The 24,015-nt window shown below is 36.2% G+C and carries 20 protein-coding genes; 10 read left to right on the top strand and 10 right to left on the bottom strand.

Annotation, left to right across the window (positions count from 1 at the left end; translation table 11 throughout):
• Positions 1-34: 34 nt before the first annotated feature.
• Positions 35-1,663, bottom strand: a complete 1,629-nt coding sequence (locus R2Q77_RS07355) for an acyl-CoA carboxylase subunit beta (protein WP_316803071.1) — start codon at positions 1,661-1,663, stop codon at positions 35-37.
• Positions 1,664-1,835: 172 nt separating this feature from the next.
• Here R2Q77_RS07355 and R2Q77_RS07350 point away from each other — a divergent pair, with 172 nt between their 5' ends.
• Positions 1,836-2,297: a DUF1801 domain-containing protein gene (locus R2Q77_RS07350; RefSeq protein WP_316803070.1), complete on the top strand. Its 462-nt coding sequence runs from the start codon at positions 1,836-1,838 to the stop codon at positions 2,295-2,297.
• Between the two features lie 26 nt (positions 2,298-2,323).
• On the opposite strand, the gene R2Q77_RS07345 is transcribed toward R2Q77_RS07350, so the two are convergent.
• From R2Q77_RS07345 to guaB, 5 genes are all read right to left on the bottom strand, one after another.
• Positions 2,324-2,881 (bottom strand): hypothetical protein, encoded by a 558-nt coding sequence (locus R2Q77_RS07345; RefSeq protein ID WP_316803069.1) that lies wholly within the window; start codon positions 2,879-2,881, stop codon positions 2,324-2,326.
• Between the two features lie 191 nt (positions 2,882-3,072).
• Positions 3,073-3,534 carry a MaoC family dehydratase gene (locus R2Q77_RS07340; RefSeq protein ID WP_316803068.1) on the bottom strand — a complete coding sequence of 154 codons (462 nt, stop codon included), beginning with the start codon at positions 3,532-3,534 and terminating at the stop codon, positions 3,073-3,075.
• Positions 3,535-3,605: 71 nt separating this feature from the next.
• On the bottom strand, positions 3,606-4,199 hold the full coding sequence (locus tag R2Q77_RS07335; protein WP_316803067.1) for a TIGR00730 family Rossman fold protein: 594 nt from the start codon (positions 4,197-4,199) through the stop codon (positions 3,606-3,608).
• 195 nt (positions 4,200-4,394) lie between these two features.
• Positions 4,395-6,974 (bottom strand): TonB-dependent receptor, encoded by a 2,580-nt coding sequence (locus tag R2Q77_RS07330; protein ID WP_316803066.1) that lies wholly within the window; start codon positions 6,972-6,974, stop codon positions 4,395-4,397.
• Positions 6,975-7,333: 359 nt separating this feature from the next.
• Positions 7,334-8,803 (bottom strand): IMP dehydrogenase, encoded by a 1,470-nt coding sequence (guaB, locus tag R2Q77_RS07325; protein WP_316803065.1) that lies wholly within the window; start codon positions 8,801-8,803, stop codon positions 7,334-7,336.
• A gap of 195 nt (positions 8,804-8,998) precedes the next feature.
• Between guaB and R2Q77_RS07320 the strand changes: the two genes are divergently transcribed.
• The 3 genes from R2Q77_RS07320 to R2Q77_RS07310 are packed head-to-tail and all read left to right on the top strand — an operon-like array spanning position 8,999 to position 13,208.
• On the top strand, positions 8,999-10,996 hold the full coding sequence (locus R2Q77_RS07320; protein ID WP_316803064.1) for a DUF3857 domain-containing protein: 1,998 nt from the start codon (positions 8,999-9,001) through the stop codon (positions 10,994-10,996).
• Positions 10,996-12,891, top strand: a complete 1,896-nt coding sequence (locus R2Q77_RS07315; protein WP_316803063.1) for a DUF3857 domain-containing protein — start codon at positions 10,996-10,998, stop codon at positions 12,889-12,891. Before R2Q77_RS07320 ends, R2Q77_RS07315 begins: the two co-directional genes overlap by 1 nt.
• A gap of 29 nt (positions 12,892-12,920) precedes the next feature.
• Positions 12,921-13,208 carry a pyrimidine/purine nucleoside phosphorylase gene (locus tag R2Q77_RS07310; protein WP_316803062.1) on the top strand — a complete coding sequence of 96 codons (288 nt, stop codon included), beginning with the start codon at positions 12,921-12,923 and terminating at the stop codon, positions 13,206-13,208.
• 122 nt (positions 13,209-13,330) lie between these two features.
• Here the strand turns inward: R2Q77_RS07310 and R2Q77_RS07305 are convergent, their stop codons facing one another.
• Positions 13,331-14,602, bottom strand: coding sequence for a pitrilysin family protein (locus tag R2Q77_RS07305; protein ID WP_316803061.1), 1,272 nt, complete (start codon positions 14,600-14,602; stop codon positions 13,331-13,333).
• On the bottom strand, positions 14,595-15,839 hold the full coding sequence (locus R2Q77_RS07300; protein WP_316803060.1) for a pitrilysin family protein: 1,245 nt from the start codon (positions 15,837-15,839) through the stop codon (positions 14,595-14,597). Before R2Q77_RS07300 ends, R2Q77_RS07305 begins: the two co-directional genes overlap by 8 nt.
• Before the next feature lie 179 nt (positions 15,840-16,018).
• Here R2Q77_RS07300 and R2Q77_RS07295 point away from each other — a divergent pair, with 179 nt between their 5' ends.
• The 5 genes from R2Q77_RS07295 to R2Q77_RS07275 all read left to right on the top strand — a co-directional run bounded on the left by R2Q77_RS07295 (position 16,019) and on the right by R2Q77_RS07275 (position 21,349).
• Positions 16,019-16,729: a hypothetical protein gene (locus tag R2Q77_RS07295; RefSeq protein ID WP_316803059.1), complete on the top strand. Its 711-nt coding sequence runs from the start codon at positions 16,019-16,021 to the stop codon at positions 16,727-16,729.
• Positions 16,730-16,752: 23 nt separating this feature from the next.
• Positions 16,753-17,862 (top strand): hypothetical protein, encoded by a 1,110-nt coding sequence (locus R2Q77_RS07290; protein WP_316803058.1) that lies wholly within the window; start codon positions 16,753-16,755, stop codon positions 17,860-17,862.
• A gap of 29 nt (positions 17,863-17,891) precedes the next feature.
• On the top strand, positions 17,892-18,884 hold the full coding sequence (locus tag R2Q77_RS07285; protein WP_316803057.1) for a hypothetical protein: 993 nt from the start codon (positions 17,892-17,894) through the stop codon (positions 18,882-18,884).
• Between the two features lie 122 nt (positions 18,885-19,006).
• Positions 19,007-20,131, top strand: coding sequence for a CofH family radical SAM protein (locus R2Q77_RS07280; protein WP_316803056.1), 1,125 nt, complete (start codon positions 19,007-19,009; stop codon positions 20,129-20,131).
• A gap of 162 nt (positions 20,132-20,293) precedes the next feature.
• The gene (locus R2Q77_RS07275; RefSeq protein WP_316803055.1) at positions 20,294-21,349 is read left to right on the top strand and encodes a hypothetical protein; all 1,056 of its coding nucleotides are present in this window, start codon (positions 20,294-20,296) and stop codon (positions 21,347-21,349) included.
• An 86-nt stretch (positions 21,350-21,435) separates the two neighbouring features.
• On the opposite strand, the gene R2Q77_RS07270 is transcribed toward R2Q77_RS07275, so the two are convergent.
• Both R2Q77_RS07270 and R2Q77_RS07265 read right to left on the bottom strand, forming a co-directional pair.
• Positions 21,436-22,293 carry a ferritin-like domain-containing protein gene (locus tag R2Q77_RS07270; protein WP_316803054.1) on the bottom strand — a complete coding sequence of 286 codons (858 nt, stop codon included), beginning with the start codon at positions 22,291-22,293 and terminating at the stop codon, positions 21,436-21,438.
• Positions 22,294-22,312: 19 nt separating this feature from the next.
• Positions 22,313-23,023: a ferritin-like domain-containing protein gene (locus R2Q77_RS07265; RefSeq protein WP_316803053.1), complete on the bottom strand. Its 711-nt coding sequence runs from the start codon at positions 23,021-23,023 to the stop codon at positions 22,313-22,315.
• A 207-nt stretch (positions 23,024-23,230) separates the two neighbouring features.
• On the opposite strand from R2Q77_RS07265, the gene R2Q77_RS07260 reads away from it, so the two are divergent.
• Positions 23,231-24,013 carry a LytTR family DNA-binding domain-containing protein gene (locus tag R2Q77_RS07260; RefSeq protein ID WP_316803052.1) on the top strand — a complete coding sequence of 261 codons (783 nt, stop codon included), beginning with the start codon at positions 23,231-23,233 and terminating at the stop codon, positions 24,011-24,013.
• Positions 24,014-24,015 lie beyond the last annotated feature (2 nt).

Here is a 24,015-nt window from a genome sequence, read left to right as displayed (position 1 = left end):
GAATTAGGTGGTTTGATTTTAAAGGTATCTAAAATCAGGTTTGGATCACCCCTACGCTAAATTGTTTTTTTATTGGCGATTGATTTGCGGCTTCTATCCCCATGGATATTACTTTACGGGTTTCTAAAGGATCTATAATACCATCTACCCAAAGTCTTGATGCGGCATAATATGGTGTAGTTTGACTGTTGTACCGGTCTGTAATCTCTTTTAGCAGTTCATCTTTTTTCTCCGTTGTAATTTCTTCTCCTTTTGCTTTTAAAGAAGCTTCCTGAATCTGTAAAAGTGTTTTTGCAGCCTGCGAACCACCCATTACAGCAATTTTTGCCGATGGCCATGCATAAATTAAACGTGGATCGTAAGCTTTTCCGCACATTGCATAATTACCAGCGCCGTAAGAATTACCCACCACAATTGTAAATTTTGGAACAACTGAATTGGCTACAGCATTAACCATTTTAGCCCCATCTTTAATTATGCCTCCATGCTCTGAACGACTACCCACCATAAAACCAGTTACATCCTGTAAAAAAACCAATGGGATTTTCTTTTGGTTACAGTTCATAATAAAGCGAGCGGCTTTATCGGCACTATCCGAATAAATTACTCCTCCAAACTGCATTTCGCCTTTTTTAGATTTAACTACTTTACGCTGGTTGGCTACTATGCCAACTGCCCATCCATCAACACGGCCTAAACCACAAATAATACTCTGGCCGTAACCTTGCTTGTATTCTTCAAATTCAGATCCATCCACAATGCGGTTTATAATATCCATCATGTTGTAAGGTTTCTCTCTGTTCTCAGGAAACAAGCCATACAATTCTTCTTCTTTTTCTTTAGGTGGTTCAGGTTTAATCCGGTCAAAACCTGCATCCTGAGGTTTGCCAAGCATGCTCATAATGTTGCGTATACTATCCAGACAAGCCTGGTCGTTCGGATGCTTATAATCGGTTACACCAGATATTTCGCAATGCGTAGTGGCACCACCGAGTGTTTCGTTATCTACATCTTCGCCGATAGCTGATTTAACCAGATAGGATCCTGCCAGGAAAACAGAGCCTGTTCCATCCACAATCATTGCTTCATCACTCATAATGGGTAAATATGCGCCTCCGGCAACACAGGCACCCATAATGGCCGAGATTTGAACAATACCTTCTGAAGACATGATTGCATTATTTCTAAACATGCGACCAAAGTGTTCTTTATCCGGAAAAATTTCATCCTGCATTGGCAGATAAACCCCGGCACTATCCACTAAGTAAATAACAGGTAAGCGGTTTTCCATGGCAATTTCCTGTGCACGGAGGTTTTTCTTGGCCGTCATCGGAAACCATGCACCCGCTTTTACGGTTGCATCGTTGGCAACAATCATACATTGCCTGCCGCTTACATAACCAATGCCGCATACCACACCTGCCGATGGACAACCACCCTGCTCTTTATACATGCCATCAGCCGTAAAAGCACCAACTTCTAAAAATTCAGTGTTTTTATCAATCAGATATTCAATGCGTTCGCGGGCAAGTAATTTTCCTTTTTCCTTTTGTTTGGCTGCATTTTTTTCGCCGCCTCCTAAATATATTTTCTTAAGCTTAGTTTTTAGTTCATAAACCAACTGCTTATTTACATCTTCATTTTTGTTGAATTCGATATTCATGGAGGCAATTTAAATTTAATTTTACAAAAAGCGTATTAACCATTTTGGTTTCCGGTCTACTAAATAGTTTGTTCATATTTTGTTATCTCAAAAATGCCGGATCTTTATGTTTGTATTTCCGTTTAAAACAATATTTTTGGTAAAAACTTTAATATAAAATATAAGAACAGGCATGCAAATATTTGTAGATACGGTAGCTGAATATATCGAGAGTATTCCGGAAGAACGGAAGGAAGCCGTTTCAAAACTTCGCAAAATTTTTACCGATAACCTACCTGAAGGTTTTGAGGAAAGAATTATATATGGTATGATTGGATACGTGGTGCCACACAGTTTATATCCGGCTGGCTACCATTGCACGCCTGATCTACCTTTGTCTTTTATAAATATAGCTTCGCAAAAGAATTTTATTGCCATGTACCACACAGGGCTTTATTCTTATCCTGATTTATTAGATTGGTTTAAAACGGAATACCCAAAACACTGTAAATACAAATTAGATATGGGTAAAGGTTGTGTTAGATTTAAAAAAATTGATGACATCCCTTACAATCTCATTGCTGAATTATCCAGAAAAATTAGCCCTCAACAATGGATAGAACAATATGAGCATATGAAGGAAAACAGAAAATAATATTGTTTTTATTTTAGAATAAACTCCTATTTATAAACTACGCCATTAATCTTAATTTCTTTCCAGTTTTCTGCCAAGCCTTTACCTTTAAGGTACTTTTCTGTGTGTTTATTTCCTTTTAAATTGGGATGATAAACCATATCAAATTCAAAAACCATATCCGAATCTGTTTTGCTCAGTACTTTTACCTGATAATCGTTTTCGGTTTTATCATTTAATGTATAAAAAACATTTCCTGGTTTGGCATTAAAATCGGCTTTAACATATATCTTTTTAGGATCATCGACATAGCTTTCTACCAGCCTGTTTTGCTCATCAATACGGTAATAATTTGTACTTACTGCATCACCGCCAACTAATGAGTAAAATTTATAATATAACTTACCATCTATTCTTAGGGTATCTTGTATTTCAGTATATGAAGTGGGCGACATTCTCCAATAATTCCCTATTTGCATCGGAAGAAAGGAATCGGATGAATTTTTATCTGCTGCCATTTTTTCTTTACAGGATGAAGACATTAAAAACATAAGCGCAAAAGAACCGGCAATCATATTCTGCATGGTCATTTTTAAGTTTTTCATAGTTAATTTGGTTAGATTTTCTCTTAAAACGCATATATATACTTAAACGCTACAGCCTGAACACGATACACACAATAAAGTTTTAGCTATAAAGATTTATTCGCGCATAAAAAAACAGAAAACCAATTAAAACCCTTGTAAGCTCATCATTAATTTTCTGCCTTGATTAAGTGTTAGAAGTTATCCGAAAGCTATGATATAAAGTGGTACAAAAATACAACCTCGCCCGTAAAGGCAGGTTTTTTCTGATCTTCAATTTCCATTTCGATACCCATATTAACTTTGGTTACGCCACGTAAATTAATAATTGAAGCTAATTTCGCCCTTAATCTTACCTTACTGTTAACCGTTACCGCCTGGGCAAACCTTAAGTTTTCTATACCATAGTTAATTTCCATTTTAAGGTTGCGGATATCTACAATTTCCTTCCATAAAAAAGGAATCAGTGATAAAGTTAAATAACCATGTGCAATGGTTGATTTAAATGGTCCTTCGTTTTGAGCGCGCTCTTCATCCACATGAATCCATTGATGGTCTAATGTAGCATCGGCAAATTTGTTAATCTGCTCCTGGGTAATGGTGTGCCATGAAGAAAGGCCTAATTCCTTGCCAAGGTATTGTTCAAATTCTGCGTGGTTTGAAATAATTTGCATTGTATAAAGTTAGAGCGGTTTAAAATGAATTGCTTTATATATTTTAATTGTATCAGTCTTTAAATTGATCATCAGATTAGATTTCTTTCCCTGAACCAAACTTCATCAGGTATGGCAGAAAAGTTATCCATTTTATCAATGAGTACTTCGGCATCAGCCTCGTTAAAAACCAAATCCCTGTTGGCTGGTTTCAAAAACTTACTTTGTACCATCATTTCCATTTGCGCAAATAAGGGATCGTAAAATCCATTTACATTTAATACGCCGATGGGTTTATTGTGTAATCCCAGTTGCAGCCAGGTTAATACCTCAAAAAATTCTTCAAGTGTACCAAAGCCGCCAGGCAAAATCACAAAGCCATCACTTAAATCGGCCATTTTTTGCTTGCGTTGATGCATATCTTTGGTAATAATCATTTCTGTTACTCCCTTATGCCCCACTTCTTTATCCATTAAAAACTGCGGTATAACCCCGGTAACCAAGCCATTTTCTTCCAAAACATCATTGGCTAAAACGCCCATTACCCCTACACTGCCACCACCATAAACCAAACGGATGTTTTGTTTAACCAGCGTTTGCGCCAGTTGTTTGATTGCACTCCTCAGCGCCGCATCGCCATTAAAGTTTGAGCCACAATATACACAAACTGATTTAAGCTTATTCATTAAGTCAAAATTTGACCGAAGTTAAGATTTTATCCCTTCTATATAAATTTTAATTCTGCACAAAACTGTTACAGATGTATTTCTTAACGGACAGAAGCCATAATTTAGCTTATTATTTTGACTCAGGCAAGGTTAAAAACAAAAAAGCGCCGGATAAACCGACGCCTTCTAACCAAATATAAAAGAGAGAAAAGATTAAAATGTATAACGAAATGTAATACCGTAAGTTCGTGGATCGCCAAGTACACCAGCATATAAGCCAGAGTTACCTGCCGCAGCCTGCAATTGTTCGTAATAATTGGTATTGGCAATATTTCTGCTCCAAACAAATGCAGAGAATTTATCAGATTTAAATCCTAACCGGGCGTTTAACAAAGAATAACCAGCAACATTTAAAACACTTGAAGGGGTTGGGTTTGATGAATATTGCGAACGGTAACTCGCATCTCCAGCTATAAAATACCGTCCTAATTTGGTTGCTAAGCTACCAGGTGTACTAAATTCTGCCCCGCCCGAAATATTCCATTTCGATATTCCTGGCAATCTGCCACCCGAAGCATCTTTAAATGCAACTTGAGTAGCTACTCCATTAACCACTTCTGTATGCCCTGTTTCCTCTAAAGGCAAGGGTGCATTGGTAAATTTCACATATTTACCATCAAGATAGGCTAAGGCTGCATTTAAAGTCAAAAATCGCTCTAGCTGATAGGTTCCGTCAATTTCCAAGCCTTTTACGTTAACCTTTTCCGCATTTGCGAGATAACCCCTGTTTACACCCAATTGAGGCGACTGAACATTGGTTTGGTAATCTTTAATGTCGGTATTAAAAGCAGTAACGTTTAATAAGAAACCTTTTGCTGGTTTTGTTTTAACACCTAATTCATAATGCTCAACATATTCTGGTTTTACAACAGCCAAAGATAAATCTGCCGCCCCGGTTGAGGTAGTTGGCAAACCTCCTACGTTTACACCAACTGGTTTATAAGCTGTAGAGAAAGTTCCATAAACATTTAACCTGGTATTAGGACGGTAAGAAAATGTCAGGTTACCAGAGAGGTTATTATTTTTTGTACTTGTAGAGAATTGCTGATTGCTGTAAACAGCAGCTTTAAGCGCAAGCAAAGCAGCATCTGTAGTTTGTAAACCACCATAGGTAACCCTATCATAATCAACATCTTTTTTATCGTAAGTAAACCTTAAGCCCGGTAAAACATGAAAATGCTCTAAAAATTCCCAGTCAACTTGTGCAAATACCGCGGCACTTAACGATTTAATAGTTGAATTGGTTTTAATACCAAAACCATCCAATAAACCTGGTGTTGCATACAATGCCTGTGCACCAGTGCTGGCCGTTTGTACAAATCTCCACTGGTCTTTACCTACTTCCTCTGTTTGATCTAATCCTTTCAAATTCTGGGCAAGCGCAAATAAACCAATTACACCGCTTAATTTTTCAGTAATGTTCCCTGCATATCTAACTTCCTGAGAATATTGATCATGACGGGAATTGCCTTGCGATTTGGTAAGCGCTGCCAGTTCAGAGAAATCCCGGTCGTTTGTCGGGTCCCAGTTCCAGAATCTCCACGCAGTTGTAGAAGTAAGTGTTCCGTTACCAATTTTATAATCCACATTCAGCGATAAGCCACCAATAGATTGGTTATGTCGCCATGGCGTATTGGTATTTATCTCCCTTGAAAAAGGATCTATTTTAGGTTGTTGATAACCTAAATCAGAAACAATTTTAGCGTACTGGCGATAAGCACTTCTTTCAGTTGTGGTTACGCCTGCAATTACCAGCGGATAACCTGCCGGGTGCTGAATGCTTACATCTCCGCTCAGCAAAACCTGTAATTTATCTGATGGCGTATAATACAACTGACCTTTAAATCCCAGGTTATTTTGTCCGCTGTACTTGCGTTCTTCCCTGGTATTCCAGATGGTACCATCGCGCTGGGTACCTGAAATGGATATCTTGGCTGCAAGATTTTTGGCTACCCCGCCCGAAACCGATGTTTTAGCCTGTATAAAATTATAGTTCCCAAAACTCATTTCTACTTTTGCCGATGGGGTTTGAGTTGGCTTTGTTGTGGTAATATTAAAAGCACCTGCCGTAGTGTTTTTACCAAATAGAGTACCCTGCGGCCCTCTTATCACTTCTATTTGTTCTATATCAAGAAAATCGGTTGATGTTGCTGCCGGACGCGCGTGGTAAACTCCATCCACATAAAACCCCACACCAGGATCAATACCGTCATTAGTTAAACCAAAAGTAGAACCCAGCCCTCTGATATTGAGCGTTGTATTTCTTGCATTTGATGCATATAATTGTACCGAAGGAACCAGCTCTTTTAAACGATTCACATTAAAAGCACCGGCATTTTCTGCTGCCTGGCCACCAATAACCGTAATTGGAATTGGTACATCCTGTAAAACTTCCGAACGTCTTCTTGAGGTGACCACAATTTCATCAAGAAGTGCATCTTCAACCAGCACCAACTCAATAGGGCTTTCCTGAAATTTTAGAACCTGGAAATCCTGTGGTTTGTAACCAACTGAACTGGCCTGAATATAAAATGGAGGTTCTTGTTTTGTAGTAATAACAAATGCACCATCTGCATCTGCCACCGCGGTTATGTTAGTGCCCCTGATTTTAACTGTTGCATGCGGTATAGTAACTCCGTTTGTGCCTTTAATTATACCTTTAATCGGCGTTTGTGCAAAAATAAAACTTGTAGAAATTATAAGTAAAAAGAGAATAAGTAAACTTTTTTTCATGATTTAGTTTGTTTGTGTTTGATTTGTATTGTTGATTAACTACCCGTTCGTTGGAACATTAACATGGATTTAAACTGGCTGCAACAACAACATCTACAAGTATTCTGGAAGGTCTTCATAATTATTTATATTAAATCTATAGATTTAGTAGGCAAATATATTAAAAAAAAGTATTCGCCAAATTTTATTTTGTGAATTTTCAATATTTATTAATTCCTAACAGCTTAAAACCTGGTACTGGGGTTATACCAAGGATACAAAAAACGGGGCTATCGTAAACGATGCCCCGTTGGATTTAAATATTTTAGAATATCTAAAAAAGAGAATTAACCCTTTATACTTTTTTGAAATAATGATGATTACCTCGTGTAATTTGGTGCTTCTTTAGTAATTGTAATATCGTGTGGATGACTTTCGCGCATACCAGCAGCCGTAATTTGTACAAACTGTGCTTCTTGTAAAGCTTCAATGTTAGCTGCTCCGCAATAACCCATACTTGCACGTAAACCGCCAACATATTGGTACATTACCTCGGCTAAAGTACCTTTAAATGGTACGCGACCAACAATACCTTCGGGAACTAATTTTTTAATGTCGTCTTCTACATCCTGGAAGTAACGATCTTTAGAACCTTGCTCCATGGCTTCAATTGAACCCATGCCGCGATAAGATTTAAATTTACGTCCCTCGTAAATGATGGTTTCGCCTGGCGATTCTTCTACACCTGCAAATAATGAACCTGCCATAACTGCACTTGCGCCCGATGCAATCGCTTTTGCGATATCACCAGTATGTTTAATTCCACCGTCGGCAATAACCGGAACACCAGTGCCTTTTAATGCTTTAGCACATTCGTATACGGCATATAATTGAGGTACGCCCACTCCTGCAATAATCCTGGTGGTACAGATAGAACCCGGACCAATACCCACTTTAACTGCATCCGCACCTGCATCAGCCAAAAATTTCGCGGCTGCACCTGTAGCAATATTACCAACAATAACTTGTAAATCAGGGTATTTTGCTTTAACTTCTTTTAATTTATCTACCACTCCCTTTGAGTGACCGTGAGCAGTATCAATGGTAATTACATCTACGCCAGCTTTAACTAAAGCATCAACACGTTGAAGTGTATCGGCCGTAACACCAACAGCAGCACCAACACGTAAACGACCTCTTTCATCTTTACAGGCAGCAGGATAATTTTTAACCTTAGAAATATCTTTAAAAGTGATTAATCCGCTTAAATAACCATCTTTACTTACAACTGGAAGTTTTTCTATTTTATGATTCTGAAGAATTTCCTCTGCCTGTACTAAAGTTGTACCCTCCGGAGCAATGATTAAATTTTCTTTAGTCATCACTTCAGCAATTGGTCTTTGCATATTTTTTTGGAAACGCAAATCGCGGTTGGTAATAATGCCTACTAACTTATTATCGCTGCTAACAACCGGAATACCACCAATTTTATGTTCTTTCATAATTTTGAAGGCATCGGCAACAACTGCAGTTTCCAATAAAGTAACCGGATCCTGAATCATTCCACTTTCTGAACGCTTAACCTTACGAACTTCTTCAGCTTGTCGGTCAATCGTCATGTTTTTGTGTAACATCCCTAAACCACCATTTTGCGCAATGGCAATGGCAAGTTCGGCTTCTGTTACGGTATCCATTGCGGCAGAAACCAATGGAACATTAAGTTTGATTTTTTTCGTTAAAAATGATGCTGTGCTTACTTCACGAGGTAAAATTTCAGAATATGCGGGTACTAAAAGTACATCGTCATATGTTAAACCTGTGGCAATAAATTTTGTGGAATCGAGTTGCATGGCAAATAAATTAGGATTTATTATATGCCGGGCAAAGATAAGAAAGTTTTATCAAAATCAAAAACAGGACTTGCTTCTCTTCAGAAATTACATTTTCTATACACTAAAATAGTATAGACGCTTTATTTATTTCTAAACGCTTTTAAATCAAGGATAGATTGTTTTAATTTGCGTTACCAAACAATAATATTTTAAATGCAGAAAACAGCTCTCAAATTTCTGATTCTAATGCTATGCATTGGAGTTGGATCAGTTAGTGCCCAAACTAAAGTAAAAAGAGAATTTAAATTTGGCAAGATTTTGCCGTCCGAATTTGATGTAAAAGCCACAGGAGTAGATTCTGCCGCATCAGCCATAAAATTATTCGACGTTGGAGATTGCTACTTCGAAATAAGCCCATCCTCACAGAGCTTTATTTATGTTTACGAAAGACATGTTCGTTACAAAATTTTAAACAAGAATGGCTACGACCTTGGTAATTTTAAAATAGAACTTTATAAAAGCAACAATTCAGCTAAAGAAGAGCTGAACTTTATGGATGCCGCAACATACAACATGGTTGATGGTAAGCTGGTTGTAAGCAAATTAAATAAGGATGCCAAATTCACAGAAGAGTTTGATAAAAATAACATTATCAAAAAATTTGCACTACCTAATATCAAAGAGGGTTCTATTATAGAATTTAAGTATAAAATTAAATCCGATTTTATCTTCACCTTGAGAGGATGGAGATTCCAGTCCAGTGTACCTACCCTTTGGTCTGAATATAATGTTAAAATCCCTGAGTATTTAACCTATAAAAATAATTTAGGTGGTTACTTTAAAATAGATCATCCTATACACGAAAGTGTTAATGCCATTTATGTAACAGGCGTTAATTCTAATGCCGCATACGATAAATACTGTGCCGAAAACGTTCCTGCACTGAAAGAAGAACCATATGTAACGACTATGGATGATTATACGCCTAAAATAGAATTTGAGTTAAGGGCTTCTCATTTTCCTGGAGAAATTTATAAGGATTTTAATGGATCGTGGAATAAAATTATCACCGGCTTAGCCAGTGAAGAAAATTTTGGCGCTTATATTAATAAAAACAGTTATGCAAAAACCATATTGCCAGGCATATTAAAAGGAGAAAAAGATTCTTTAGCAATCACTAAACTTATCTTCAATTATGTTAAAAATAACTTAAAATGGAATAATAAATATTCAAAATATACTTCAGAAACCAATCCAAAAACCATTTTTGAGAAGAAAACAGGTTCATCTGCCGATATTAACCTGGCTTTATTAAGCCTTTTAAAAGAAGCTAAGATTTTGGCCTATCCTGTATTAATCAGTACCAGAGAAAATGGCGAACACCCTGGTTATCCGGTTATATCAGCATTCAACAATGTGGTAGCCGTTACCCAAATTGGCGATCAATTGTATTATATGGATGCTACAGATAGAGATTTACCGCTGGGTATGTTGGATTATGAAAACCTGAGTCATCAAGGCTATTATATGGACTTACCTGGAAAAATCGGGCAATGGCTTTCTACTGAACCAAGTATTAAAACCGAAAAAACATTTTCATATAACCTTACGCTGGATAAAGAGAATAAATTAAAGGGACAGATAAGTCAGTACTCCACCGGATACTCTGCTTTAAATCTGCGTGATAAATATAGAAAAACAAATGAGGCAGAGTTTTTAAAGAACTTTAAAAAAGATAAAAACGGTCTTGAAATTTCTAATTATAAAATCCTTGCGCTGGATGACCTGGATGAGCTTTTGACAGAATCTATGGACGTTGTAATTGAGGATAATGTAGAAGAGGCTGGTAACTTAGTTTACTTTACCCCACTTCTTTTCGAAAGAACAAAAGAAAATCTTTTTAAGCTCGAAGAACGTAAATTCCCGGTTGATTTTGCCTATCCTTTTAAAGAAACCTATAGAATATCCTTGAATTTCCCCGAAGAATATGAAATTGACAAACTACCCAAAAGTGGAATTTATAAAATACCTGAAGATAAGGGAACATTTAGCATAAACTTTGTAAACGAGGGTAAAGCATTAATGGTTAAAAGTGTAATTAATGTGAACAAATCACTTTATACGCCGGAAGAATATTTCGATTTAAAAGAACTTTTTAAAGCGATTGTAGAAAAACAGGCAGAGCAAATTGTATTCAAAAAGAAATCGTAATGAAGCATTATTTAAGTCTAATTTTAATATTCTGTTCATTTGCGAAAAGTTATGCGCAGGGTACTTATGATGTTGCTAAAATACCAGAAGAACTAAAAGCCAATGCGAATGTGGTTATTCGTAATGAGGAGCAATTTTTTGACATAAAATCATTAGGATCGGCTCATTATGATTATAAAGTGGCCATTACAATTTTAAATAAAGCAGGCGATGGTTATAGCGAAATGGCTGAAGGATATGATAAATTTTCGAACATTTCGAATATAAAAGCCACTTTATATGACGCAACAGGAAAAAAGGTTAAAGATTACAAATCTTCTGATATTAAAGACCAAAGCTTAGTTTCTGATTTTTCAATATTTGATGACAACAGGCTAAAAGGATTAAAATTTGTAAACCTCACCTACCCTTACACGATTGAATATAGCTATAGTCAGGATTTTAAAGGTTTACTTTATTTTCCATCCTGGCGCGATTTAAAAGGTTTCGCAGTTTCGGTTGAGAAATCTGCTTATACCATTCAAAAAAACAAAGATTACCAGCTCAAATATTTAACCAGCAAAAACGTAAAAACAGATTCAGTTGCTGTAGGGGATAAAATTCAGTATAAATGGAGCAGCACTAATGTTGCGGCCTTAATTCGCGAGCCCTTAAGTATGGGTATTGATAATGTTTGCGCATGGGTAAAGGCTTCTCCAAATCAATTTGAGTATGACGGAACAACTGGAAATTTTAACAACTGGAAAAATTTCGGTTTATGGTTGTATAATTTAAATGAAGGTGGAAACAAACTGCCGGAAGCAACTAAAATCCAGATTCAAAACCTGACAAAAGATGCAAAAACTTCAAAAGAAAAGATAGCGATTTTATATAATTATCTGCAGCAAAATACTCGTTATGTTAGTGTTCAGCTTGGCGTTGGGGGCTTTAGGCCAATCCTTGCCGAAAAAGTAGCTCAGGTAAACTATGGCGATTGTAAAGCATTATCAAACTATATGAAAGCTTTGTTAAATGAAGCAGGAATTAAATCGAACCTGATTATTATAGGAAATGATATGCCAAGTTTGAATCCTGTTTATTCCAGTATCGGGCAGGCAAACCATATGATTTTATGCGTTCCTATGGCTAAAGACACTACTTTTTTAGAATGTACCAGCCAGTATAAACCGATGGGATTTATCGGTTACAGCAATGCAGATAGAAATGTTTTGATGGTTACCGATGCAGGCGGCGAAATTATACGTACACCAAGCTATAATGCAAAAGATAATTATCAGCTAAGAAAAGCTAAAATAACATTCGATGAAAATGGAGCAGCAAATATTGTAATTAAATCTTTATATGGAAATGCACAGTTCGAAAATAACTTTTCAATGCTACTAAAAGAGCCATCAGAACAACGTAAAACAATCATAGAAAACAATGATATTCCTGGTGCAGAACTCCTTACTTATAAATTTGAACAAACCAATAAAAGTTTGCCGGTAATGACTGAAGAGTTAAATTTTAAAACCAGTCAATTACTTACAAACGGTGGTAATAAAGCATTTTTAACATTAAATCAAACCAACAGGAAAGAAAGCGTTCCGCTTAAAGTAGAAAATAGAAAAACATACTTTTCTGTTCCTTTCAGTTATAATGATGAGGATGAAATTACGTATATCCTGCCAAAAGGTTACGCAGTTGAATTTATTCCTAAAGACATTAATATTACATCTGAATTTGGTACATACACAGCGAAATTTGCAACAAAAGATAATACGATAACTTATATTCGTACACAGGTTACAAATGACAAAAAATACCAGCCAGAAAAATATAATGAATATGTAGATTTTTGCAAGAAAATCTATCAGGCTGATAAACAAAAAGCCGTACTTACAAAAGGATTATAGCCGTTTATATTTTAATTTAGAAAGAAATTATGATAATAGAAAATCAATACTTTGATGGAAACGTAAAATCACTGGGTTATGAAACTTCAGCGGGCAAATCAACCGTTGGTATAATTAATCCCGGAGAATACGAGTTTAACACGGCACTTAAAGAAATTATGCATGTTATTGAAGGTACATTATCTGTTTTACTTCCCAATAAAACAAATTGGGAACTTATTCCAGCTGGTCGTTCTTTCGAAGTAGCGGCAAATGCATCTTTTAAAGTAAAGGCAGCCGTTCAAACGGCTTATTTATGCCAATACAGGAATAGTTAAATCGTTAGGCTATAAAGATTCTGAAATAGTTCAGGATGACGAATGTCTACAAAAAATATTGAATTAAAATACAAAGCATCTGTTTATAAACAGATGCTTTGTATTTTAATGATAACTATTGTCTATTTTTTCCCGACTACAACCTCGGTAAAACTTTCGGTTGTTAAATACTTATTAGCCATCGCTTTAATTTCTTCAGCGCTAATATTCTTCACCGTATGGATGTAATTATCATAATAATCATACTCTAAACCAGAAAAATAGATGTTCTTAAATTTATCGGCATGAGAAAAAACATTTTCAAGGCTACCCAGCATCGAGCCTAACATATAGTTTCTAACCAGGTTAAGTTCTTCTTCGCCTACAAGTTCGTTTCTAAGCGTATTAATTTCTTTATAAATTTCGGTCAGGGCACTGCTGCAAACATCAGCACCAACTTCAGTCGATATAAAAAAGTATCCTGCATCTTTTAAAGAAGATATCCCCGAACCAATGCCATAGGTATAGCCTTTATCTTCGCGGATATTAGCCATTAAACGTGACCCAAAATAACCGCCTAAAACACAGTTTAAAATCTGTAAACCTGGAAAATCCTGATGCTTGCGATTTACAGCCAGCCCTCCTATTCTGATGGCAGACTGAATAGCTTCGGGTTTTTCTTTATAAACAGCTATTTTTTCACCCTTGCTAAAACTAAAGACATTTTTTGTCGCTTCGCTTTTTTCCCAATTGCTGCCCATTACAGTATTTAATAAGCTGAAACTCTTTTCATCAAATTTACCTGAAACTACAATTATACAGTTGTTTGGTACATAAGCTGCTTTAAAATAGGCTAAAAGGTCCTCTCGCTTTAATGCATCGTAATGGTGCAGCTGAATATCTACACCATAAGGAGTATCACCAAATAAGGCATGTGCAAATTCCTTTCTCGAAAGAATATCATTCTTTTGGAGATTAACCATAAGTTTCTGTTTCTGGTTCTGGATATAAAGATCCAGTTCTGATTGCGGAAACTCACTGTTAGAAAGAATATCCTTAACAATAGGTAAAACAGATGGCAAATGTTTATTTAAAGTATAAAGGGTTACTGACGACTGATCTTGCGCATATTCAGTTTGAAAAAATGCGCCATAAAAATCAATCTGTTCTGCAATTTCTTTAGCGGAGAATTTTTTGGTTCCATTATTAAGCAGGGTACTTGTAGCAATAGCCTGCAAAGGTTTTTCAAGATTCCAGTTTACGTTGTTAAAAATAAATTCAATACGCACTAAATCCTGCTCTCCTGAATAAATTGTAAAAACAGGAATACCATTGTCCAGTTCTGCTTTTTCAGGGTGTATAAAATTTATGGTCGAAACCTGTTTAAAATCAGGCGCCTGTTGTCTGTTAAGCATTTTCTTCTGTTAAGTAATATAAAGTAGATGATGAATTTTCAGTAAAAGTTTCATTAGATATCCTCTTGATATCTTCTGCCGTAACTTTCAAAAACTGATCGGTTTCCTGGTTCAACAAAGCGGCATCACCAAGCAATTCGTAATACGCCAGATTCATGGCTTTATCAAGCAAACTCATTTCAGAAAATACCAAAACAGATTCTACCTTATTTTTCACCTTAGTTAATTCATCACCCGAAACCAGTTCAGTTTTTACTTTTTCCAGTTCTGCCCAAATTGCTTTTTCTGCAGCTTCTACGGTTATGCCTTCAATTAACTTACCTTCAACAATAAATAATCCAGGATCTAAACTACTCGAAATGTAAGCATTAATATCGCTAAAAAGTTGTTGCTCTTTTAGCAAGCTATTGTACAAACGCGATGATTGTCCGCGGGATAAAATATCAGATAATAAATCGTATGCGTAATAATCCTCACTTAAACGGCCAGGCATTTTAAAGGCCATATAAATGGCATTTAAAGGCACTTTGGCTTTAACGGTTTCTGTACGGGCTTCTGTTTGAGGTTCTTCCTGGACTAAGTTTCTGTTATACTTATCCCCTGCAGGGATAGGCTCGAACCATTTCTCCGCAAGCTTTTTAACATCTTCTGTCTTGACATTCCCTCCAACAACTAAAATTGCATTTTGAGGGGTATAGTGCTTTTTAAAAAAAGCCTTAACATCCGTCATGGTTGCATCCTCAATGTGCGACAGTTCTTTCCCGATAGTTGCCCATTGATAAGCATGTTTTTTATAGGCAAGCGGACGCAGTTTTAACCAAACATCACCATAAGGTTGGTTTAGGTAGCGCTGTTTAAATTCTTCGCTCACCACGTTTCTTTGTGTTTCTAAACTTTTTTCAGAGAAAGCAAGACTTAACATACGGTCGCTTTCCAGCCAGAAAGCCGTTTCTATATTTTCAGCAGGCAACGTAATGTAGTAATTGGTAATATCATTACTTGTAAACGCATTATTCTCTCCGCCTACCCTTTGCAATGGCTCATCGTAACTTGGAATATTTACAGAGCCGCCGAACATTAAATGCTCAAACAGGTGTGCAAAGCCGGTTTTATCGGCATCCTCATCACGAGCACCTACATCATATAAAATATTTAAAACAGCCATTGGTGTGGTTGGGTCTTCATGTACCAAAACCTTTAAACCATTGGTTAGTGTAAAACGATTAAAATCTACCATTATCTATTTTTAGAGGGGTAAAGATAATTTAATAATTCATTTAGTAGAAAGCGATTGATAATTATGACAGCCGCATCAGATGTTTTTTCTAATCTTTTATAATTATTCAAGCTAAAACATATTTTTTGCCCATTAACCAATTCAATTTTTATTATTTTAGCAACGGATAATCATTAAATATGGGCGAGGAAACAGCAAAAAATTCTTTTGGAATTTTAAACAGCTTAAAAAAATTAATTTTCGAAGATAGCGAGGAAACAGGTGCTGCAGTACCAGATGAGCAACAAACTTCTGCACCCGTTAATACAAAAGCGCCCGAACCTGTAACTTACCAAGCACAGGGTAATCTAAAAGATAATGTAACTGTAGTTGGGGCTACCGATGTTAAGCAGATGAAAGTAAAAGTTTTGGGCATACTTGAAAAAATGAACGAACCCGGGCTTGACTTTTTTGAAGTTTGGAATGCCGCCGCAGAAATGGGCAGTATTGATGCAACAACCATTAAAGCTGCTTTTACATCGTTAAAATATGTAGAAAAAGACTTAAATAAACAGAAACTATTAACCACCGGACGCAATTATGCTACAGCGTTAAAGAAAGTTATAGATCAGGAAAGCAGCCAGAAACAACAGCAAAAACAAAACATAGAAAACAGCCTGGTTGATGAGAAAGAAAGTTTGGTAAATGAAATTAAATCAATTGAGCAGAACATAGCAGATCTTAAAGCTAAACTGCAAACTAAAGAACAGGATTTAAAGAGCATCAATGCTAAATACGATCCGCAGCTAAAAGATATTGACCAAAAAATTGCCCTTGGTAATGCGGCCGTTGATGAGGTAATTGCTGATATTGAAAAAGCACTAAATATTATTGAAACAAACATAAATTAAACGACTAAAATTAACGACAAGTAATGGAAAACAAAAATCAGTATGTAAATATTCCGGCTGAAATTAAAAGCCAGCTGCCTATATTCCAGGTTCTCGGCGATCATCTTCCAAGCCAGGTACAAACACCTGAAGGTAAAAAGGTAATCTCCAATATCTTTTTTTGGGCATTAATTTTAGGAGGTGCTTTCGCATTTTTTAAATTTCTTCCAATTATGCTCGTTTATGCAGCTAAGAGTATATTGTTAGTCATTTTTAGCATTATACTAATTGTATTGCTTTTATTGGCTCCAAAAATTATTGCTTTATTAAACAGATTAGGTACAATTCTGATTTTTAAAGGCGAAAAAGCCATCATCAGAGGCAATCCTATTGAAACGCTTCAACTGTTATCACAAGATGCAAAAGACACTTTAAAAAGAGTAAAAGATAAAATTGCAAATGTTGATGGCGTGCGCATTGATATGGTTCAAAGCGGAGAAACTGCCCAAAAAACTGCCGAAGAAAAATATACTTATGCCAAACGTTTTACAGTTGAAGCTGCAAGTTTAGATGAAAAGGCAAAACTGGAAACCACAAATAATAATGTTGAAAAAGCAAACGATTTAAACCGAGATGCAAAAGAAACACGCACCAAAGCATTTCTTTTAGGTAAGGAAGGCGAAGCCGAAGAGCAAAATGCCAGAAGTTATGTACAATATGCCAATCAGTTTGCCAAGGTTTTAGAAGTTTTAAAAGATAACGAAAGTGCTGCCCGCATTTATGTAAGTACGCTTGACAGCAGCATTTCCATTATATCTAAAAAATTAGAGGCTACTCAGAAAATGAAAAATGCTACTGAAGGACTTGCAGAAGTATTTAACATTAAAGATGGCTGGGCTTTCCAGGAGGCTATGAATGCAGCTACCGGTGCCATAAGCCAAAACATAGCCTCTATCCGCTCCAATTTAGATTTCTTAGACCAAAATAATAACATTACCGTTGGTGGTGCCCCATCACAAAGTGAATTAGAAGAGTTTATCAAAAAAGTAGACGACCGTAACCTTAAAATGCTTAATGTGAGCAGAATGGCCGATGCTTCTTACGAACTTAAACCTGAAGAAAAAGTAGATAAGGGATTTTCATTATTAGACTAATCAACATTTAAATTAAAACATACCAAAAAATGGAAGAAAAATCGATCTGGGCAAGATTACGCTGGCCTATAAAAGCAATTGTTATTGCAATACCAATCATTGGCTTAGGTTACTGGGCTTTTGAATCGGGAAAAATTGATGCCGTATCAAATCCCGGCGGAAGTAAAAAAGACAGCACCGAGCAGGTATCATCGTCTCCTGCTGTAAAAAGTGACGACAAAAGAACTTTTAACTACACCCCCGAAAAACCAGTAAATGGTGAGTACAAAGGTGTTGTTGAAGTAGGTGCTTCTGGTTTTAACTCTTTTGTAGTCAATATAGATAAAGAAAAACGTTGGGAAATTATTTCTAAAGATTTCGGTAAATCTTTTGTTTACGAAGGAATGGCCAGCACTGCCGACATTAGAACCGGCCTAAAAGATTATATAGGCGCAATGTTTGATAAAGGCGTAAAATCCAAAAATATTCATTTTGTAATCAGCTCAGGCGCACAAAAAGAGCCTAAAACAACGGCTATTGTTTCCGAATTAAAGAAAATGGGGTTTGTTGTTAACTTAGTTACAGCAGAGCAAGAAGGTAAACTCGCTTTAAAATGCGTTTTGCCACCTTCATACTACGACAATTCTTTTGTTGTAGATATTGGTTCGGGTAATACAAAAGTTTCGTGGATGGACGGCGATATTAAATCTGCTGAAGCACCGGGTGCTAAATATTATGAGAAAAATTTAAAGGACGATGCCGTTTACAATGTGGTTAAATCCATCGCTTCAAAAATTCCTTCAGGAAAACGCGAAGTATGTTTTATCATTGGCGGTGTTCCGTTCGAACTTGCAAAGCAAACTCGTGCAGGCGAAGAAAGATTTACTGTTTTAAACAATCCGGATAAATACAATACGGATAAAATTAAAATCAAGAGCGGTGTAAACATTTACAAAGCCATTAAAGATGCAACCAACTGCGATACTTTTGTATTTGATTGGGACGCAAACTTTACCATTGGTTTTTTATTAGCCTTGAAATAAAAACTAAAACATCATTTAGGAGCGGTTGTTTAATTACAACCGCTCTTTTTTTATATCAAAAATTTACTTTTCTGCCATAATAACTGCGCACTGTTGTATAAACAATTTAGTATTTTTGCAATATGAATACAGCCGATTTACTGCAACGGGCATTACATTTTGAGTTTTTAAGTCTTGAAGAAGGTGTCCATTTATACCATAATGCTGATACGGCATCACTTATGTTTGTGGCCAACGAGCTCAGAAAAATTCAGGTACCAAGCGGTAAAGTAACCTGGCAAATCGATCGCAATGTAAATACCACAAATGTGTGTATTGCCAATTGCAAATTCTGTAATTTCTTTCGCAGGCCAGGGCACGACGAGAGCTATATCACTGATATTGAAACCTATAAAGTAAAAATAGAAGAAACTTTTCGTTTAGGTGGCGATCAGCTCTTGTTACAAGGTGGGCACCACCCAGATTTGGGCCTGGCTTTTTATGCTGATCTTTTCAAAAAATTAAAAGAATTATATCCCAACTTAAAATTACATGCTTTAGGTCCACCGGAAATTGCTCACGTTGCAAAACTTGAAGGTTTAAGCCATACAGAGGTTTTAAAAGCTTTAAAAGAAGCAGGTATGGACTCTTTACCGGGTGCGGGTGCTGAAATTTTAAATGACCGTGTTCGTCGTTTAATTTCTAAAGGCAAATGTGGCGGTCAGGAATGGCTCGATGTAATGAGAGCGGCCCACCAGCTGGATATCACCACTTCAGCAACAATGATGTTTGGCCACGTAGAAACTATTGAAGAACGTTTTGAGCATTTGGTTTGGATAAGACAGGTACAAAGTGAAAAACCTGCTGATGCAAATGGATTTTTAGCCTTCATTCCATGGCCTTTCCAGGATGATGGTACGTTATTAAAAAGATTAAGAGGAATAAGCAATAATGTTACAGCAGATGAATACATCAGGATGATTGCCCTAAGCCGTATTATGCTGCCTAATGTTAAAAATATTCAAGCCAGCTGGTTAACAGTTGGTAAAGCTACAGCGCAATTGTGTTTACATGCAGGCGCCAATGATTTTGGATCGATTATGATCGAAGAAAATGTAGTTTCGGCTGCTGGTGCACCTCACCGTTTTACAGCTAATGGCATTCAACAATCCATTAAACAAGCAGGTTTTGAGCCACAATTACGTGGACAAAAATATAACTACAGAGATTTGCCTGAACATTTAGAAGAACAGGTAATTACTTACTAAGATTAAAAAGGGTTCTGATTAGAACCCTTTTTTGTTCATCCTTCTACGTGATAATTTCGATTTACATTTTTATTTTAGAAAATTTAACATCAATTTGTTGATTATTAAGCGTCCTCTGAAAGCATAATTTGAATTATCATTTAATATAATGCTACTATAAAAATGAAGAAAGTTATTATATTTTCGGTCATACTTATTGGATTGTTTATTATAATCTGCTTTTGCATAGGATATAAAATTCCACAAAAAGATACCCATCCCGATTGGCCAGAATTTCCAAAACACACGAATGCCAGCTTAATGATAGAAAGTAATAACCTATCGATAACTCATTACACCGAAATTCCCGGCACGGAAAACTTTCTTATTTATTATAGGGATAAAAAATCTGTAGACCAGTACTCGGTCATGACCAAAACGGGTAAAATCAAACATAATTTTGGAAGTTTTAACAGCGGAATAGTCATCGATACGGTGCACAATCTTTTAATAACGGCACATTTTGTAAATAATGACACTACAAAATACCTGGCGTACGACAGTAAAACTTTTAAACCAGTGCCAATACGTACATTTAAATTTGGTGTACCTCAAAGTTTTGATGTCTTTTTAGATCGAGAAAGAGGTATAGACAAAAACAATTATAAAGGCGGCACTGACAGGATTATTGAATATAAGTCTGGCGAAACGAAAGAAATCCTTAAGGAGAAATACAAAACTAAATATACTAAATTTTCTACTTTTCTAAACAGCCTGGGCGATGTTTACGATTTTAATGAAAATACAGACGGCTACCAAAATATAAGCTATATAAAATGTAGTAAGGAGGGCAATCTATATATCTTTAGTTATGATGACCAGCAGAGTATTGAAATTTTATGCCCAGGTTTTTATAAAGACAAGTATAGAAATAGAAACCGGGAAGAAGGACAAAACTTATCTGTTGCGGATTCATCAACTATAAAACGTAATGACTTTAATCTTAATATGGCTTTTTATCCAACAGGTACACCAACGGGTAATGGTGGTGCAGGTCATTTCAAACCTCATTTTTCCCAAGATTATAGATACTACAATACTTTAAAGCTTAAAAATATAGCTACCCATTTCAAAGGCGATTCCTATTCTTTTACACAATTTAATATTCCGCAAAATGATACAGATACACTTGCTTTTACCTTTGAAGGCAGGTTGTATAAAATGTATAAACGAAAATAATTAATAAAAAAAGGGAAACAGAACCTAAATTCTGCCTCCCTACCTTAAACAAACATTACTAAATCAAATAATTAAAAATTATTAGTCTATCTTATAAATGGAGTTACCAAAGCCAATACAGCTGCTTTATCTAATGCCTCATCAAAGCATTCTACAGCAGCCAGTTTTGTTACTGCGGTTCCATTAATACCAGTAATGGTAATATTAGCCTGAACATCCAGGTTTTCTCCTGCATAATTTCCATCTACAGCTGCAATACCTGTATCATTTGAAGAGTTATTTGCGCCTAAACCAATCCATGGTTTAATTGGTGTACCATCTGGTTTTTTAGCACCACGGGCAGCACGCATAGATCTGATGTGCGAAGCATGGCGTGCTTCTACTGAGTGAATTTGAAGCGCTGTAGTTAATGCAGCATTTCTTTTTAAAGCAGTTGCCTGTCCTTTATAAGCTCTTACTCCAGTATCTTCAAAGGCCTGTGCAACAGCTAAGAAAGTATCATAATCAGAGTAAACAGTTGGAAAAGTACCTTTAGCAGTAAAATCTAACTGTGCATAAGTAATTGGCGCAATTGCAGACGAACCCAAAGCTCCTCTTAATAAGGTTACGTGAGCAGATTCGTGATCACGGATTACTTTTAAAGCTGCCAATGCAGTTGCATCCGTTATTAAACCGGGAGCAGCTTCAATTCCATGGTTGTAAAAATGAAACTCTATATATTCTAATGTTAATGCAAAATTAAGTACATCCGCTACAGCAGCTGGAGTTTGATTTTGGCCATATGCTTTCTGAAACATTGATCCAAGAGCTAATGGCGCAGCTGCAAGTGCAATTTTTTTACCCATTGAGTAAAAATCTTTCATAGCTGATCTGCGCGGGCTTAGTCTTTCATAGATTTCGCCGTCAACTTTTTCAATTTCTTCTATTATATTTAAGATATTCATGTTTTCTGATTTTAGGAGATTATAAATTAATTACGTTAATTTTTGTTTTGATGTATTTACCAGCAGCAGCTAATACAACATCAGGCGTAAAAGCTTTATCTAACCCTGTTGTTGGATCGGTTACATCACTTCCAGAAAAACTACCTGGTGTAATTAAATCGCGGATGTAAGCCGCATGGCGTGCTTCTACTGATACAATTTTACCCGCTAAAACCAAATAAGCATCCGTTTGAATGCGAACACCCGCACCATTATACGCAGCAACACCCAAATCTTCAAATGCTTTTGCAGCACCTAAAACACTCGAACGGTCTGAAAACGTAATGCTCGAAAAATCTACCTCTAAACTTCCAATTGCATTGTTTCCCAAAGCATTTTTGAAAAATTCTCTGTGTGCAATTTCATGGAATTGAATATCTTGAAAATAAGCTCTTTCTGCTGGACTAAAGGCTGATGGTGGGTTTGAAGCAACCTGAATATAAAATGCGGCTTCTAATTGTTCTAAAGCATAAGCGTAATTCAATACACCAAAATCATCTTTAAAATCTAATGTGGTACCTGTACCGGAAGGAATGGTTGTCATTCTATCTTTGCGGCAACCCGCTGCAACTAATGCAACACCTGCTGCGCCAGCACCTGCAAACTGAAGAAATGATCTGCGACCAAGTCTAGCTTTAAATAAACTTTCGTCCTGAAGTTCATTCTGTGTTTCTAGTTCATTGTTTTTCATAAGTCTTAATTGTTTTTAGTGGTTATGAATGTATAATGAGCAAACACTTTGTAATTTTTGTAAGTTGCTGCACGATAGTTCCATATACCTTATGTTTAGAGTTTTTGATTTCGTTTGGTGATATATACGTGACATTTCTACATACAGTTTTCTACAATTACATTTTTTTTTATAAATCGATTTTAATACATTCACAAACCTGGAATTATGACCGTATTAAAAGCCATTATTGTTGATGATGAGGAGTTTGCCCGATCATCTCTATTTTTTCTGCTACAACAAAATTGTCCTGATGTAGAAATTACCGGCATTGCCCGCTCTGTGGCCGAAGCGAAGGAAATTTTGGCTCATCACCCCATTAACCTGATTTTTCTGGATATTGCCATGCCTGGAGGAAATGGTTTTGAACTTATTCCTGATGCACAAAAGCATCATGCTGCAGTTATTTTCACCACAGCTTATGATCAGTATGCGCTTAAAGCCATTAAGGCCAATGCGCTCGACTATCTTTTAAAACCTATTGATATTGACGAACTTAAAATTGCGGTTGATAAAGTAGCCCAACACATTAAACTGCACCAAAACAACGAAACAGACGAGCGGATCAGCAACTTAGCTTCGAGCTTAAACAGCAAATCAGAGATCAGAAAACTGACTTTACCGCATGGTCAGGGCTTTAAAATGATTGATGTTGACGATATTATTTATATTGAGGCCGATAGTAATTATTCTGTTTTCCATTTAAACAATCAGGATAAAATTGCTGTTTCTAAAGTACTGCGCGAGTTTGAAGAACTGCTTCCCTCCGATCAGTTTGTAAGGATCCATAAATCAAGTATTATCAATTTAAACCATTTAAAAGAATACAACTCGAAAAATGGTTTACAGGCCTTTTTAAAAAATGGCGACAGCATAAACGTTTCCAGAAGAAGAGCAAGTGATTTTTTTGAAAAAATAAAACTATTTACCAAATCCAATAACGATCATTAATC

Source organism: Pedobacter nototheniae (genome assembly GCF_032678625.1).
GTDB lineage: Bacteria > Bacteroidota > Bacteroidia > Sphingobacteriales > Sphingobacteriaceae > Pedobacter > Pedobacter nototheniae_A.
The sequence above is the reverse complement of the archived record's forward strand: the minus strand, read 5'-3'. Positions and strand labels throughout refer to the sequence as shown.